We start from the raw sequence: 12,939 nt of genomic DNA on the forward strand, positions 1-12,939 counted from the left end.
GTAGAAGTGACGGCTGCCCATTGGCGTGCTTTCCGGCAGAAAGCCCGATTTCGTCTCCATGATCAGCGAGTTGATGATCGGAAAAACCAGCCCTTGGCCGATCAAGTCCACGAACACCACGAACAGCAGGGTAATCTTGGCAATCTTGGACATTTCACTCTCCGGGTCCCGCGCACATTCCGCCAACCCTATCAGAGGACACCGAAATCTCCCAACACGGAGGTCAGGAAAGAATTGCATTGGCGCCGGGTCATTGTTAACCAACGCGGCCAAATGTGCGGTCTCGGTTGTTTTTGCCGACCCCGTGCTTACCTAAGCCGCAGCTGACTGCCGACCATCGAAAGGACTGCCCTGTGACCGACCTGACCCCGCGCGAGATCGTCTCGGAACTGGATCGTTTCATCATCGGGCAGAAGGATGCCAAGCGCGCTGTCGCCGTGGCCCTGCGCAACCGCTGGCGGCGCAAGCAGTTGCCGGATGACATCCGCGACGAGGTCTATCCCAAGAATATCCTGATGATCGGGCCCACCGGCGTGGGCAAAACCGAGATCAGCCGCCGCTTGGCCAAGCTGGCCCGCGCACCTTTCATCAAGGTTGAAGCGACCAAATTCACCGAAGTCGGCTATGTCGGCCGCGATGTTGAACAGATCATCCGCGATCTGGCCGATGCCGCTATCATCCAGACCCGTGAATACATGCGCGAAGAGGTCAAGGCCAAGGCGCATCAGGCTGCCGAGGACCGCGTGATCGAGGCCATCGCCGGCTCGGACGCCCGCGAGAGCACCCGCGAGATGTTCCGCAAGAAGCTGAAATCCGGCGAGCTGGACGACACGGTGATCGAGCTTGAATTGGCCGACACGTCCAACCCGATGCCGATGTTCGACATTCCCGGCCAGCCGGGCGGTCAGATGGGCATGATGAACCTGGGCGACATTTTCGGCAAAGCTTTCGGCGGGCGCACCGTCAAGCGCCGCATGACCGTGGCCGAAAGCTATGACATCCTGATCGGGGAAGAGGCCGACAAGTTGCTGGATGATGAGGCCGTCACCCGCGCGGCGCTGGAATCGGTCGAGCAGAATGGCATCGTATTTCTGGACGAGATCGACAAGGTTTGCGCCCGGGCAGAAACCCGCGGCGGGGATGTCAGCCGCGAAGGCGTGCAGCGCGACCTGCTGCCGCTGATCGAAGGCACGACCGTCTCCACCAAGCATGGCCCGGTCAAGACCGACCACATTCTGTTCATCGCCAGCGGCGCGTTCCATATCGCCAAGCCTTCGGACCTGTTGCCGGAACTGCAGGGGCGTCTGCCGATCCGGGTCGAGCTGCGTGCGCTGACCGAAGAGGATTTCGTGCGCATCCTGACCGAGACGGACAACGCGCTGACCCGCCAGTATACGGCTTTGATGGGTACCGAAAACGTCACCGTCAGCTTTACCGAGGACGGGATCGCCGCGCTGGCCCGGATCGCCGCCGAAGTGAACCAGAGCGTCGAGAATATCGGCGCCCGGCGCCTGTACACCGTGATGGAGCGCGTTTTCGAAGATCTGTCCTTTGTCGCGCCGGACCGTGCCGGCGCGGAAATCGTGGTCAACGCGGCCTTTGTGGATGAAAACCTTGGTGAGCTGACCAAATCCACGGACCTGAGCCGTTACGTTCTGTAACATGATCAGCCGGTTTTCGCCGGTTGATCCTGCGCAATTATCTGGACGCGTCGGCAGGTTACGCTATGCGTAGCACGTAACTGTTGGTCTGGGATCGTTCCGTGCTGCGCTATCTGATCATTTTCGTCACGGTTTCCGTTTTGGGAGGCTGCGTTGACCGATCCATCTCGGTCACCTTGCCCGAAGCGATGGACGTCGGCACGGCGCAGACGGTGTTCGCGGCCACCACCCGCGCACGCGAGGCCGACGGCTCGTACGGGTATCGTCGCGCTGACCGCCTGCAATTCCTCGAAACCACCGTCTCGATCCCGCCGAACCACCGCCCCGGGACGCTTGAGTTTTCCTATTCGGACCCGAACCCGAGCCGGCAGTTCGTTTTGGCCGGTGTGCGCGAATTTCCGTCCGAGCAGGATCTGAAAGCACGACTGAACGGCGCCAAGGAAGTCACGATATTTGTTCATGGCTACAACGCCACCCAGACCGAAACCGTTTTTCGCGCGGCTCAGTTGGCTCACGACATCGGCCTGCCCGGCAAGACGTTGGTCTATTCCTGGCCCAGCCGAGGGGCCGGGTCGGGCTATGCCTATGATCTGGACAGTATGCTGTTTGCCCGCGACGGGCTGCAACAAACCATATCTTCGCTGAAATCCCTGGGCGTCCCGCGCGTACTGATCGTTGCGCACTCGATGGGAGGCGCGCTGACCATGGAGATGATGCGCCAAGCTGAGCTGCGCGAGCCAGGCTGGTCGCGGCGCAATCTGGAAGGTGTATTGCTGATCTCGCCCGATCTCGACGTTGACGTGTTCCGGTCGCAAATGGCGGTGATCAAGTCTCCGCCCGAGCCATTCGTGATCATGGTCTCGCGCAAAGACAAGATCTTGAACGTGTCCGGACGCCTGCGCGGAACTGCCAAAGGCGAGCGGCTGGGCAACATCAGCTCGACCGAGAAGCTGGCGCAGTACCCGGTCAGCATCATCGACACCACGGCTTTCAACAAGGATGCGGAGTCCTCGCATTTCGTGGCCGCCACATCTCCGGCACTTCTGTCGATTCTCAACGCGGCGGGCCGGGTCAGCAGGACTTTTGGCCGGGATCAGGGCGGCATTGATCTTCTGGTGCCGCCGGCCGTGCGAAACGATACCGGCGCGACCGAGGTTGTTCTGACCGAAACCGGGCAGGTGCGGGTCAGCACCCCGTGATAGGGCGAGGGGTCCGCCTTTTCCTTGCGGACAATGCTCCGTGGTTGGGCGCGGGGGTCTTGCTGACCTTCATGTCCAGTTTCGGGCAGACCTTTTTCATTTCGATCTTCGCCGGGCAGATCCGGGCCGAGTTCGGCCTCAGCCACGGCGCATGGGGCGGTCTTTATTCCTTGGGCACGACTGTTTCCGCGATCGTCATGATCTGGGCCGGAGGGCTGACTGATATTTATCGTGTCCGCGTGCTGGGTCCGGCCGTCCTGCTTGGGCTTGCGTGTGCTGCGCTCGCGATGGCGGTCAATCATTGGGTGATCCTGTTGCCCGTGGTGATCTTTCTGCTGCGTCTGTTCGGCCAGGGCATGTGCAGCCACATTGCCATGGTTGCGATGGCCCGGTGGTTCACGGCCACGCGGGGCAGGGCACTCTCCATCGCAACGCTGGGATTTGCCGTCGGTGAGGCCCTGCTGCCCGTGCTGTTCGTCGCCGCCATGGCCTTTGTCGACTGGCATTTTCTTTGGGTGCTGTCCGCCGCCATCGCGTTGTTGGGAATACCCGCATTGATGCGGATGCTGCGTCAGGAACGGACACCACAAAGCCTGGCCCGGGAAACCAGCGCGACCGGGATGCTTGGGCGGCACTGGACCCGGCGCGAAACGTTGTTGAACCCGCTTTTCTGGTTCATGATGCCTGCGCTCATGGGGCCTTCGGCATTCATTACCGCGTTCTTCTTTCACCAGGTCCATCTGGCGCAGACCAAAGGATGGGCCCATATCCAACTGGTCGCGTTGTTTCCGATCTATACCGGGGTGTCGATCCTGGCGATGTTCGCCTCGGGCTGGGCGTTGGACAGATGGGGCACGGCGCGGATGATGCCGTTCTATCAGCTTCCGATGGCCGCCGGGTTTGCGCTGTTTGCGTTTGTCCAGACAATCCCCGGCGCCGTAATCGGTTTGTCCTGTCTGGCCATTTCGGTCGGCGCCAACAGCACGCTGCCCGCCGCGTTCTGGGCCGAGTTCTACGGCACCCGTCACATCGGCGCGATCAAGGCGATGGCTGCCGCCGTCATGGTGCTGGGATCTGCTGTCGGGCCAGGCCTGACTGGCGGGCTGATCGATCTGGGCGTGCCGCTCAGCACGCAGTTCCTGTGGATCGCCTGGTTCTTCGTGGCGACGTGCGGCATAGTCTGGATCGGTATTCACAGGGCCCGGCGGCTGCTTTAGCGGATCCGCCTCAGATACACATAGTAAGCCCCATCACCGCCATGGCTGATATGGGCCGGGCTGACCTGAAGAACCGCTTGGGCGAGGGGCGGCAAATTCAACCACTGAGGCACCTGGTTGCGCAGCACGCCGCGGGGCGTCGGGATCGGGCCGGGTTCGTCCCTGTCCTTGCCTTTGCCGGTGACCACCAGAACCAGTCGTTTTCCCGATGCCTGCGCCGACAGGATGAACCGGATCAGAGCAGGATGGGCCGTATCGACCCGCATTCCGTGCAGATCCAGCTTGCCTTCGGGCTTCAGCTTGCCGCGTTTCATCCGCGCAAAGGCCTTGCTGTCCATCTGTACGGGAGCGGCACGCAGGCTGTCGCCGATTGCGGGCTTCAAGCTATGGCCGCGCCCATTTGTCGGTGCATTCTGACCCAGTTCAAAGGCGTCTATCCGCGCTTTGGGGGTTTTTCGCGGCTTGGGTTTCGGCAATGTCGATGGGTGAACGGATTGGGGAATCTCCGGGTGCAGCCGCTCGGTCTGCCGGGTCACCTTGTGCCACAATTCAATCTCGTCTTCAGTCAGCTTGCGGCGGGTCATCAGAACTCATCCGGCAGCATGGCATAGGCGCGTTGGATCGGCAGCAGAACGATCATGCGGCCGGGATCCTTGAGCTGGCCCGCTGCCTGTCCCGCGGCGTCCCCGGTTCCGAAAAAGATGTCGGCCCGTTGTGCGCCCTTGATTGCCGAGCCGGTGTCCTGTGCGATCATCAAGCGCCGCAGCGGAGTCTTGCCGTCTTTTTCAACCCAGACCGGCGCACCCAACGGGGTATAGGCCGGGTCCACGGCGATGCTGCGCATTGCGGTGATCGACCGGTTCATTGCGCCCAAAGGCCCGCGGTCTGCAGCTACCCGCGAAACCTCGCGGAAAAAGACGTAGGACGGGTTGTGCATCAACAGCTCGGCCCCAATCTCGGGGTTCTTGCGCACCCAGGACTGGATCATCCGGGCGCTCACGTCATGCGCACCCAGAAGACCGCGCCGGACCAGCTCAACCCCGACCGACCGATAGGGGTGGCCGTTGGCCCCGCCATATCCAACACGCACCGAACTGCCATCCGGCAAACGGATGCGCCCCGAGCCTTGAATCTGCAGAAAAAACAACTCGACCGGGTCATCGACCCAGGCGATTTCCAAGCCGCGGCCCTTCATCACGTCACTGGTCAGCAACTCGCGCCGACTGAGCCATTGCCCAGCCGCCCGCGCCTCGGGCGGCATCTTGTAGACCGGGTATCTGTAGGTTTCAGTCCGCGTCCGCGAGCCGTTCAATTCCGGTTCAAAATATCCGGTGAACAGCGGGGCCTTTTCATCCTCGATCAGGATGGGCCGGAAGAACAGTTCGAAAAAGGCGCGCGCGGCATCGGGCTCGTATGTCCGTGCGGCTGCACACAACGAACGCCAGTCCGGTTCGTCCAGATCCCCGCAAGTGTCAAGAAAAGCGGACAAAGCCGCGCCGTGGTTATCCTCGGCCCAGCCATCAAGGTCAGCAAATGACAGGATGGATCGCGTCGCCTCAGCTCCGGCGGCATTGGCGGCGGTCAGAACCGCCACCAGCATCAGCGACCGGAGCGTTCCGATCATGCGTCCGTGGCGACAAGCAGCCAGTTCGGATCATCCGCGCCCATGACTCGAGCAAAGGTCCAGCTGTCCTTTTGGCGCTTGATCGTGTTGGGGCTGCCTTCGATGATGTCACCGCCCCGGTCACGCACGACCGACGTCAGCTCGCCGACGAACCGCACAGTGATCTCGGCGCGGTTTGAATCCTTGTCGAATTGTGCATCCACCAGGCCCATCTCACGCACACCGATGAACTCGGCCTCGATCGTCAGGCCCTTGTCCTCGCGATCGGCGACAACCGACACGAAGGTTTCGAAAACTTCCTCGGACAGGAAGGGCTGGATTTCATCCAGATTGCCCCGCTCGAACCCCATGACGATCAGCTCATAGGCGCCACGGGCGCCCTGCAGAAACTCGCTGACCGAAAAGCTGGGCTCGACTCGCTTCATTGCGGCCAGCGTCTGCGCCAATTCGCTGTCTTCGGGCACATGGTCGGTAATGTCACGATCCGGACCGCCGTCGATCACTTCGAAATCACGACGCGACTTCCCGGTGTCGGGTTGCTGCGGCACCGGTGGTTTTTCAAAGCCTTCGCGCGTGCCCAGCACGCTTCTGAGACGCAGGATCAGGAAGATGGCTATGCCAGCCAGCACCAGAAGCTGGATCAGGGGTGAATTCATTTCGTCCTCTTTTCAGCACCGAGACTTTGTACACGCGGCCTCGTGCCACTATGTAGGTGACAGTTGGTGGCAAGTCCACAGCCCGGCCTATGGGAAAGGATAGCGCATATGTATCTGTTCTTGGCATTTTTATTGGTGCCGATCATCGAAATCGCCCTTTTTATCCAGGTCGGCGGTCTGATCGGCCTGTGGCCGACGCTGGCAATCGTGGTTTTGACCGCCGTTCTGGGTACCGCGATGGTGCGGACACAAGGTCGCATGGCGATGGGTCAGCTGCAGCGCGCCTTTTCCGAACTGGACGACCCGACCGAACCGCTAGCCAATGGTGCAATGATCCTGCTGTCAGGCGTTCTGCTGATGACGCCCGGGTTCTTCACCGACGCAATCGGCTTTGCGCTGCTGGTTCCCGGGGTGCGGGCCGCGGTTTTTCGGTATCTCAAATCACGGGTCACGATTACCCAGTTCCAGATGGGCCCCGGCCCGCAATACGGGGCGGCGCGTGATCCGTTCGGTGGGGATGACATCATAGACGGAGAGTATTCGGAAGTGCGCACAAAACCCGCACAACCGTCGAAATGGGTGGAAGGGCCGCACCAGCATTGAGGTGCCCGGCCCAACTTGATAAGCAGTGGCGAATTTAAATTTTGGAGCGGATCCATGACCGAAGAAACCGCCGCCGGCACAACCGAGCCCCAGGCAGCCCCCCAAATCCAGATGCGCATTCTGGGACAGTTCATCCGGGACATGTCCTTTGAAAACGTGATGGCGCAAAAAGGCGTCTCGGGCGACGTGCAGCCCGAGATCTCGGTCCAGGTGAACCTGGATGCGAAAAAGCGCTCGGCCGATCACCAGTACGAGGTGTCGATCAAGCTGAACCTCAAGTCCAAGGCCAAGGGTCTGGAGGACATCCTGTTCCTGTGCGAGATCGATTATTGCGGCCTGTTCCACGTGGAAGGCGTGCCAAATGATCAGTTGCACCCGTTCCTGATGATTGAATGCCCGCGGATGCTGTTCCCTTACCTGCGCCGCATCGTCAGCGACATCACCCGCGACGGTGGCTACCCGCCGGTCAACCTGGACAACATCGATTTCGTCGGTCTGTACCGCAACGAGTTGATGCGCCGTCAGGCCGAGGCGTCCGACAAGACCGAGGCGTGATCAGGCAACCCGCATCTGACCCAGATCAGGTGCGGGACCACAGGGCGTTTTCGCCCAGCTTTTCGACAAATGCATCATGCGCAGCGCGCTCATCCTCGGTAATCCGGGGCTGCAGTGGGTTGGGCCGTGGACCGGGGCGCCAAATGTCGCCGCCGGTTGAGCTTTCGGCAGACGCCGAAGACAGGCCAAAATCTGGTTGGCGTCCGCCGATCAGCTCCAGATAGACTTCTGCCAGGATTTCCGAGTCGAGCAACGCACCGTGCAGAACCCGGTTCGAATTGTCGATGTTGAACCGCCGGCACAGCGCATCCAGCGAGGCGGGCGAGCCGGGAAACCGCTTGCGCGCGATCGCCAGCGTGTCCAGCGCCTGCTCCATCGGAATCGGGGGCAGGCCCATCCATCCCAACTCGGCATTGAGGAACTTCATGTCGAATGAAGCGTTGTGGATCACCAGCCGTGCATCCCCCACGAAATCGCGGAAGGCCTGCCCGACCTTCGCAAAGACAGGTTTGTCCTTCAGGGTGATCTGGCCCGGTTCGGCAGGTTGCGGCGGCTCCAGCAGGTCAGGGCCGATGCCGTGCACGCCGAAGGCCTCGGCCGGCATCGAGCGTTCGGGGTTGATGTAGACGTGATAGGTCTCGCCCGTGGCGACGTGGTTCCACAGCTCGATAGCCCCGATCTCGACGATCCGGTCGCCGCTTTCGGGATCGAATCCGGTGGTTTCCGTATCCAGTACGATTTCACGCATCTGTCAGTCCTGCCCTGATCTGCCTGACCACATCCTGCACCTGTGCGCGGGCATGGTCCAGAGTGTCGGTGACGATCACGAAATCCGCCCGCGCGCATTTTTCGTCATTCGGCATCTGCTTGGCGCGGATCTGCTCGAACTGCGCCTCGGTCATCGTGCCCCGCGCCATGACGCGGCGTTTCTGCTCGTCCGGGGGGATCGAAACGCAGGCCACCGCATCCATCTGCGCGTCGCCGCCGGTTTCGAAAAGCAATGGGATGTCAAAGACAAGGATGTCCGACTTGGCCACCTGTCGAAACGCCTCGCGATCCTGGGCCACCAGCGGGTGCACGATGACTTCGATCCGTTTCAACGCGGTCGGATCGGCACCGATGATCCGTTTCAGGACATCACGGTTGACAGCGCCATTCTCGATGGCCTCGGGAAATGCCGCGCGGATCGGCGCGACCGCCGCGCCGCCGGCCGCGTACAGCCGATGCACCGCGGCGTCGGCATCCCAAACGGCGCAACCTTCCTGCGCGAACAGGTTGGCGGTGGTGCTTTTGCCCATGCCGATCGACCCGGTCAGACCCAGCGCAAAGCTCATCCCAGAACCGCTGCGCGGGTTTCTTCCGTAACCTCGGGGCGCAAGCCGAACCACCGCTCGAACCCGGGCACCGCCTGATGCAGCAACATGCCCAGCCCATCGACGACGGTACAGCCCGCAGCCTCGGCCTGTTCCAGAAGGCGGGTCTTCAACGGCGTGTAGACCAGATCAGTCACCACCGTTCCCGGCTGCAACCCGTCCAGCGGGACGCGCAGCTCGGGCTGACCCTGCATACCCAGCGACGTGGTGTTCACCACCAGTTCGGCGTTTTCGATCACGTTTCCGGCCTGGACCCAATCGACCACGGTGATGCGCTGGCCAAATTCCTCTTTAAGGTGATCGGCGCGCGACCGCGTGCGGTTGGTCAGCAGGATCTCGGGCACGCCGGCCTGGGCCAGCGCCTGCAGCACCGCCCGCGCGGCCCCGCCCGCGCCGAACACCACCGCCGGGCCATCCTGCGGCACCCAATCCGGCGCGCCCGCGCGCAGGTTCTGCATGAACCCGTACCCGTCGGTATTGTCTGCGTGAATCGAGCCATCGGACCGGAACACCAGCGTGTTCGCCGCCCCGACCACCGAGGCGCGGTCCGACACATGATCGGCCAGGCGCAACGCGGCCTCTTTGTGCGGAACAGTAACATTGGCCCCCACGAACCCGGCCTTGGGCAAGCAGCGCAGGACCGTTTCAAGATCGGCAGGCGCAACATCCATCGGCACATAATGGCCCGGCAAACCATAGGTCTTCAGCCAATAGCCATGCAGGGCAGGCGATCGGGAATGGGCAATCGGGTGTCCGATGACTCCGGCCAGTGGAATGCGTTTGTCGGTCATTGTTCGATCACCCCTCGGACCGCTAGAAAATTGAGCAGCTCCAGCAGGGGCATACCCAAGACGTTAAAATAGTCGCCGTCAATGCTGCTGAACAGGCGCACACCCTCTTCTTCCAGCTTGTAGGCCCCGACCGCATGGCGAATGCTGTCCCAGTTGCGCGCGACATAGCCCTTCAGATAGGCATCCGAACTGGCGCGCATCCGCAACCGCACCTGACCGACATGGCGCCAGACCGGTTCGCCGTTCTGATAGATCACCGCCGCCGACAGCAGCATGTGACGCTTGCCGCGCATCGCCTTCAACTGCGCCAGCGCCTCTTCGGGCGTTTCGGGCTTGGACAGCAGGCGTCCGTCGAAATCCAGAACCTGGTCACAGCCCAGAACCATCGCGCCGGGCGTCTTGTCACTGATCTTGCGCGCCTTGAGCTCGGCCAGAGCGTCGGCGATGTCGCGGGGCGGCGCGCCCTCAGCCAGAAGCGCGCGTTTGGCGGTATCCTCGTCCACGCGGGCGACCTGGACGGAAAACGGCACTCCGGCGTTCCGCAGTAACTGCGCGCGGATCTCGGACCCCGAGGCAAGAACGATGGGGACAGTCATGTGGAAAACCCCGTGGGCAAGTTGATCATTGGTTTTGAACGGTTTGTATGGTTTTCCAGTTGACACGCAAGCCCGCGATTTCGGCCTGAAACTTCCCCGAGTCGCTCAAAGACTGTCCGGTCGGGACAAGGATAACTCGGGATCTTGGGATTTCCTGTTCATCAAAAGATGTCCCTCGAGTTATCCCCAAGTCAGATCCGCGGTGTGTAACTTAACTTATTGTTTTTATTACGTAAAAACTGAAATCACCAGGATCGCCCAGTTTTGGAATTTATTCATCCACCTGGGGAAAACTGGCGGACAAAACAATAATCCACGGATTTTGCCCACCCTACAAAACCATCATCCTTTCTCTTTTCTATTTTTTTTATTAGGGAGGGTCCGACCAGTGCCGGGAAACCCGATGACCGATCTTCTCTTCACGCTGTACCCTTGGGTGAAATCACTGCACATCATGGCGGTTATCTCGTGGATGGCAGGGCTGTTCTATCTGCCACGCCTGTTCGTCTATCACGTCGAAAAGGCACAAACCGTCGACGGCGCGCCTGAGATCTTCTTTGAAATGGAAGAAAAGCTGCTCCGGGTGATCATGCGACCGGCGATGATCGTGGCCTGGGTCTGTGGCCTCATCATGGTGTTCACTCCCGGCATCGTCGGGTGGGACTGGGCCTGGCCCTGGGTCAAGGGCGCTGCGGTGATCGGCATGACCTGGTTTCATCACTGGCTGATGGCCCGGCGCAAGGATTTTGTCGAAGGCCGCAATACGCTCACAGGGCGCCAGTACCGCATGATGAACGAGGTTCCGACCGTTTTGATGGTCATCATTGTTCTGGCGGTCATTCTGAAGTTCTGAGGGCTATTTCCGCACCGGTTTGACTCGGACGGCGACCCGCCTTATGTAGAGATCAACCCATCCGTCCGGATGGCGCATCTTCCTGTTTGAAATTCAACGCTGTGCCGCACCTCTGCGGCCAAGGTCCGTATCATCATGACAATCGAATCCCTGAACCTGTCCGATCTGAAGGCGAAAAGCCCCAAAGACCTTCTGGCCATGGCCGAAGAGCTCGAGATCGAAAACGCCTCGACCATGCGCAAGGGCGAGATGATGTTCCAGATCCTGCGCGAACGCGCGGACGAGGGTTGGACCGTGGGCGGCGACGGCGTGCTTGAGGTGCTGCAGGACGGTTTCGGCTTTCTGCGCTCGCCCGAGGCGAACTATCTGCCCGGCCCGGACGACATCTATGTCTCGCCCGACATGATCCGCCAGTATTCGCTGCGCACTGGCGACACGGTCGAGGGTGAGATCAAGGCTCCGGACGAGAATGAGCGCTATTTCGCGCTGACGAAGGTCACCAAGATCAACTTCGAAGACCCGGAAAAGGCCAAGCACAAGATTCTGTTCGACAACCTGACGCCGCTCTATCCGGATGAGCGGTTGAAGATGGAGATAGAGGATCCGACCATCAAGGACAAATCCGCCCGTGTGATCGACCTGGTCGCCCCGATCGGCAAGGGCCAGCGGTCGCTGATCGTGGCGCCGCCGCGGACCGGCAAAACGGTGATCCTGCAGAACATCGCGCACTCGATCGAGCGGAACCACCCGGAGTGCTACCTGATCGTCCTGCTGATCGACGAACGCCCTGAAGAGGTGACGGACATGCAGCGTTCGGTGAAGGGCGAGGTGGTATCCTCGACCTTTGATGAACCGGCGACCCGCCATGTGGCCGTGTCGGAGATGGTGATCGAAAAAGCCAAGCGCCTGGTCGAACATAAACGAGATGTTGTTATTCTTCTCGACTCGATCACAAGACTTGGTAGAGCGTTCAACACCGTGGTGCCGTCCTCGGGCAAGGTTCTGACCGGTGGTGTCGACGCCAACGCGCTGCAGCGGCCCAAGCGGTTCTTCGGTGCGGCGCGCAACATCGAAGAGGGCGGTTCGCTGACCATCATCGCCACCGCGCTGATCGACACCGGCAGCCGGATGGACGAAGTGATCTTTGAAGAATTCAAGGGTACCGGTAACTCGGAGATCGTTCTGGATCGCAAGATCGCAGACAAGCGGGTGTTCCCGGCGATCGACATCCTCAAGTCCGGCACCCGGAAAGAGGACCTGCTGGTCGACAAGGGCGATCTGGCCAAAACCTTTGTTCTGCGCCGTATCCTCAACCCGATGGGCACAACCGACGCGATCGAGTTCCTGTTGTCCAAGTTGAAACAGACCAAGACCAATTCCGAGTTCTTCGACTCGATGAATACCTGATACGGTCTTGTAACCGACGCGAGGCCTTCGAATGGATACGATATTCGCCTTGGCCAGCGCGCAAGGCAAGGCAGGGGTTGCTGTTATCCGCCTGTCAGGACCGCAGTCGCACCACGCGGCCAAGGTTCTGTCGGGTGGAGATTTGCCGTTGCGTGGCATGTGCCTGCGTGAGTTGCGGGCACCTGACGGGTCGCGTCTGGATGACGGGCTGGTCCTGACCTTCCACGGTCCGTCCAGCTTTACCGGCGAAGATGTGGCCGAGTTGCAGATCCATGGCAGCACGGCTTCGGTCAACGCGGTTCTGCGCGTCTTGTCCGAAATGCCGGATCTGCGACTGGCTGAGCCGGGCGAGTTCACCCGGCGTGCTCTTGAAAACGGGAAGATGGACCTTGCCCAGGTCGAAG

General features: G+C 60.9%; 14 protein-coding genes and 1 pseudogene. 8 read left to right on the forward strand and 7 right to left on the reverse strand.

The window, feature by feature from the left end:
* Positions 1-353 precede the first annotated feature (353 nt).
* From hslU to AC2FM5_RS17225, 3 genes are all read left to right on the forward strand, one after another.
* A complete protein-coding gene (gene hslU / locus AC2FM5_RS17215; RefSeq protein WP_170342594.1) occupies positions 354-1,661 on the forward strand; it encodes an ATP-dependent protease ATPase subunit HslU in 1,308 nt (435 codons plus the stop codon).
* Positions 1,662-1,762: 101 nt separating this feature from the next.
* Entirely contained in the window at positions 1,763-2,860 is a 1,098-nt protein-coding gene (locus AC2FM5_RS17220) for an alpha/beta hydrolase (protein ID WP_496737040.1), read from the forward strand.
* Between the two features lie 71 nt (positions 2,861-2,931).
* Positions 2,932-4,077 carry an MFS transporter gene (locus tag AC2FM5_RS17225; protein WP_496737051.1) on the forward strand — a complete coding sequence of 382 codons (1,146 nt, stop codon included), beginning with the start codon at positions 2,932-2,934 and terminating at the stop codon, positions 4,075-4,077.
* Here AC2FM5_RS17225 and AC2FM5_RS17230 read toward each other — a convergent pair.
* The 3 genes from AC2FM5_RS17230 to AC2FM5_RS17240 are packed head-to-tail and all read right to left on the reverse strand — an operon-like array spanning position 4,074 to position 6,357.
* Entirely contained in the window at positions 4,074-4,661 is a 588-nt protein-coding gene (locus AC2FM5_RS17230) for a Smr/MutS family protein (RefSeq protein ID WP_170363948.1), read from the reverse strand. The two genes, AC2FM5_RS17225 and AC2FM5_RS17230, sit on opposite strands and share 4 nt — an antisense overlap.
* Complete coding sequence (mltA, locus tag AC2FM5_RS17235; protein WP_496737042.1) at positions 4,661-5,701, reverse strand: murein transglycosylase A; 1,041 nt, start codon at positions 5,699-5,701, stop codon at positions 4,661-4,663. Before mltA ends, AC2FM5_RS17230 begins: the two co-directional genes overlap by 1 nt.
* The gene (locus AC2FM5_RS17240) at positions 5,698-6,357 is read right to left on the reverse strand and encodes a Tim44/TimA family putative adaptor protein (protein ID WP_170340666.1); all 660 of its coding nucleotides are present in this window, start codon (positions 6,355-6,357) and stop codon (positions 5,698-5,700) included. Before AC2FM5_RS17240 ends, mltA begins: the two co-directional genes overlap by 4 nt.
* A 108-nt stretch (positions 6,358-6,465) precedes the next feature.
* On the opposite strand from AC2FM5_RS17240, the gene AC2FM5_RS17245 reads away from it, so the two are divergent.
* Positions 6,466-6,960, forward strand: coding sequence for an FxsA family protein (locus AC2FM5_RS17245; RefSeq protein ID WP_170340668.1), 495 nt, complete (start codon positions 6,466-6,468; stop codon positions 6,958-6,960).
* 54 nt (positions 6,961-7,014) lie between these two features.
* Positions 7,015-7,515 (forward strand): protein-export chaperone SecB, encoded by a 501-nt coding sequence (secB, locus tag AC2FM5_RS17250; protein ID WP_170342607.1) that lies wholly within the window; start codon positions 7,015-7,017, stop codon positions 7,513-7,515.
* Positions 7,516-7,540: 25 nt separating this feature from the next.
* Here the strand turns inward: secB and dnaQ are convergent, their stop codons facing one another.
* From dnaQ to AC2FM5_RS17270, 4 genes are read right to left on the reverse strand one after another with little or no spacing between them, the layout of a single operon-like run.
* Positions 7,541-8,263, reverse strand: coding sequence for a DNA polymerase III subunit epsilon (dnaQ, locus tag AC2FM5_RS17255; RefSeq protein WP_170342610.1), 723 nt, complete (start codon positions 8,261-8,263; stop codon positions 7,541-7,543).
* On the reverse strand, positions 8,256-8,849 hold the full coding sequence (coaE, locus tag AC2FM5_RS17260) for a dephospho-CoA kinase (protein ID WP_496737046.1): 594 nt from the start codon (positions 8,847-8,849) through the stop codon (positions 8,256-8,258). The genes dnaQ and coaE overlap by 8 nt, the downstream gene beginning before the upstream one ends.
* A complete protein-coding gene (locus AC2FM5_RS17265; protein ID WP_496737048.1) occupies positions 8,846-9,679 on the reverse strand; it encodes a shikimate dehydrogenase in 834 nt (277 codons plus the stop codon). The genes coaE and AC2FM5_RS17265 overlap by 4 nt, the downstream gene beginning before the upstream one ends.
* Positions 9,676-10,275 carry a Maf family protein gene (locus AC2FM5_RS17270; RefSeq protein ID WP_170370397.1) on the reverse strand — a complete coding sequence of 200 codons (600 nt, stop codon included), beginning with the start codon at positions 10,273-10,275 and terminating at the stop codon, positions 9,676-9,678. Before AC2FM5_RS17270 ends, AC2FM5_RS17265 begins: the two co-directional genes overlap by 4 nt.
* 403 nt (positions 10,276-10,678) lie before the next feature.
* On the opposite strand from AC2FM5_RS17270, the gene AC2FM5_RS17275 reads away from it, so the two are divergent.
* The 3 genes and pseudogenes from AC2FM5_RS17275 to AC2FM5_RS17285 all read left to right on the forward strand — a co-directional run.
* Positions 10,679-11,128, forward strand: coding sequence for a CopD family protein (locus AC2FM5_RS17275; protein WP_170525529.1), 450 nt, complete (start codon positions 10,679-10,681; stop codon positions 11,126-11,128).
* 135 nt (positions 11,129-11,263) lie between these two features.
* Positions 11,264-12,535 carry a transcription termination factor Rho gene (gene rho / locus AC2FM5_RS17280; protein ID WP_170361100.1) on the forward strand — a complete coding sequence of 424 codons (1,272 nt, stop codon included), beginning with the start codon at positions 11,264-11,266 and terminating at the stop codon, positions 12,533-12,535.
* Positions 12,536-12,566: 31 nt separating this feature from the next.
* Positions 12,567-12,939, forward strand: a pseudogene (locus AC2FM5_RS17285) (tRNA uridine-5-carboxymethylaminomethyl(34) synthesis GTPase MnmE); the annotation flags it as partial.

Source organism: Ruegeria sp. BHSA162 (genome assembly GCF_059613385.1).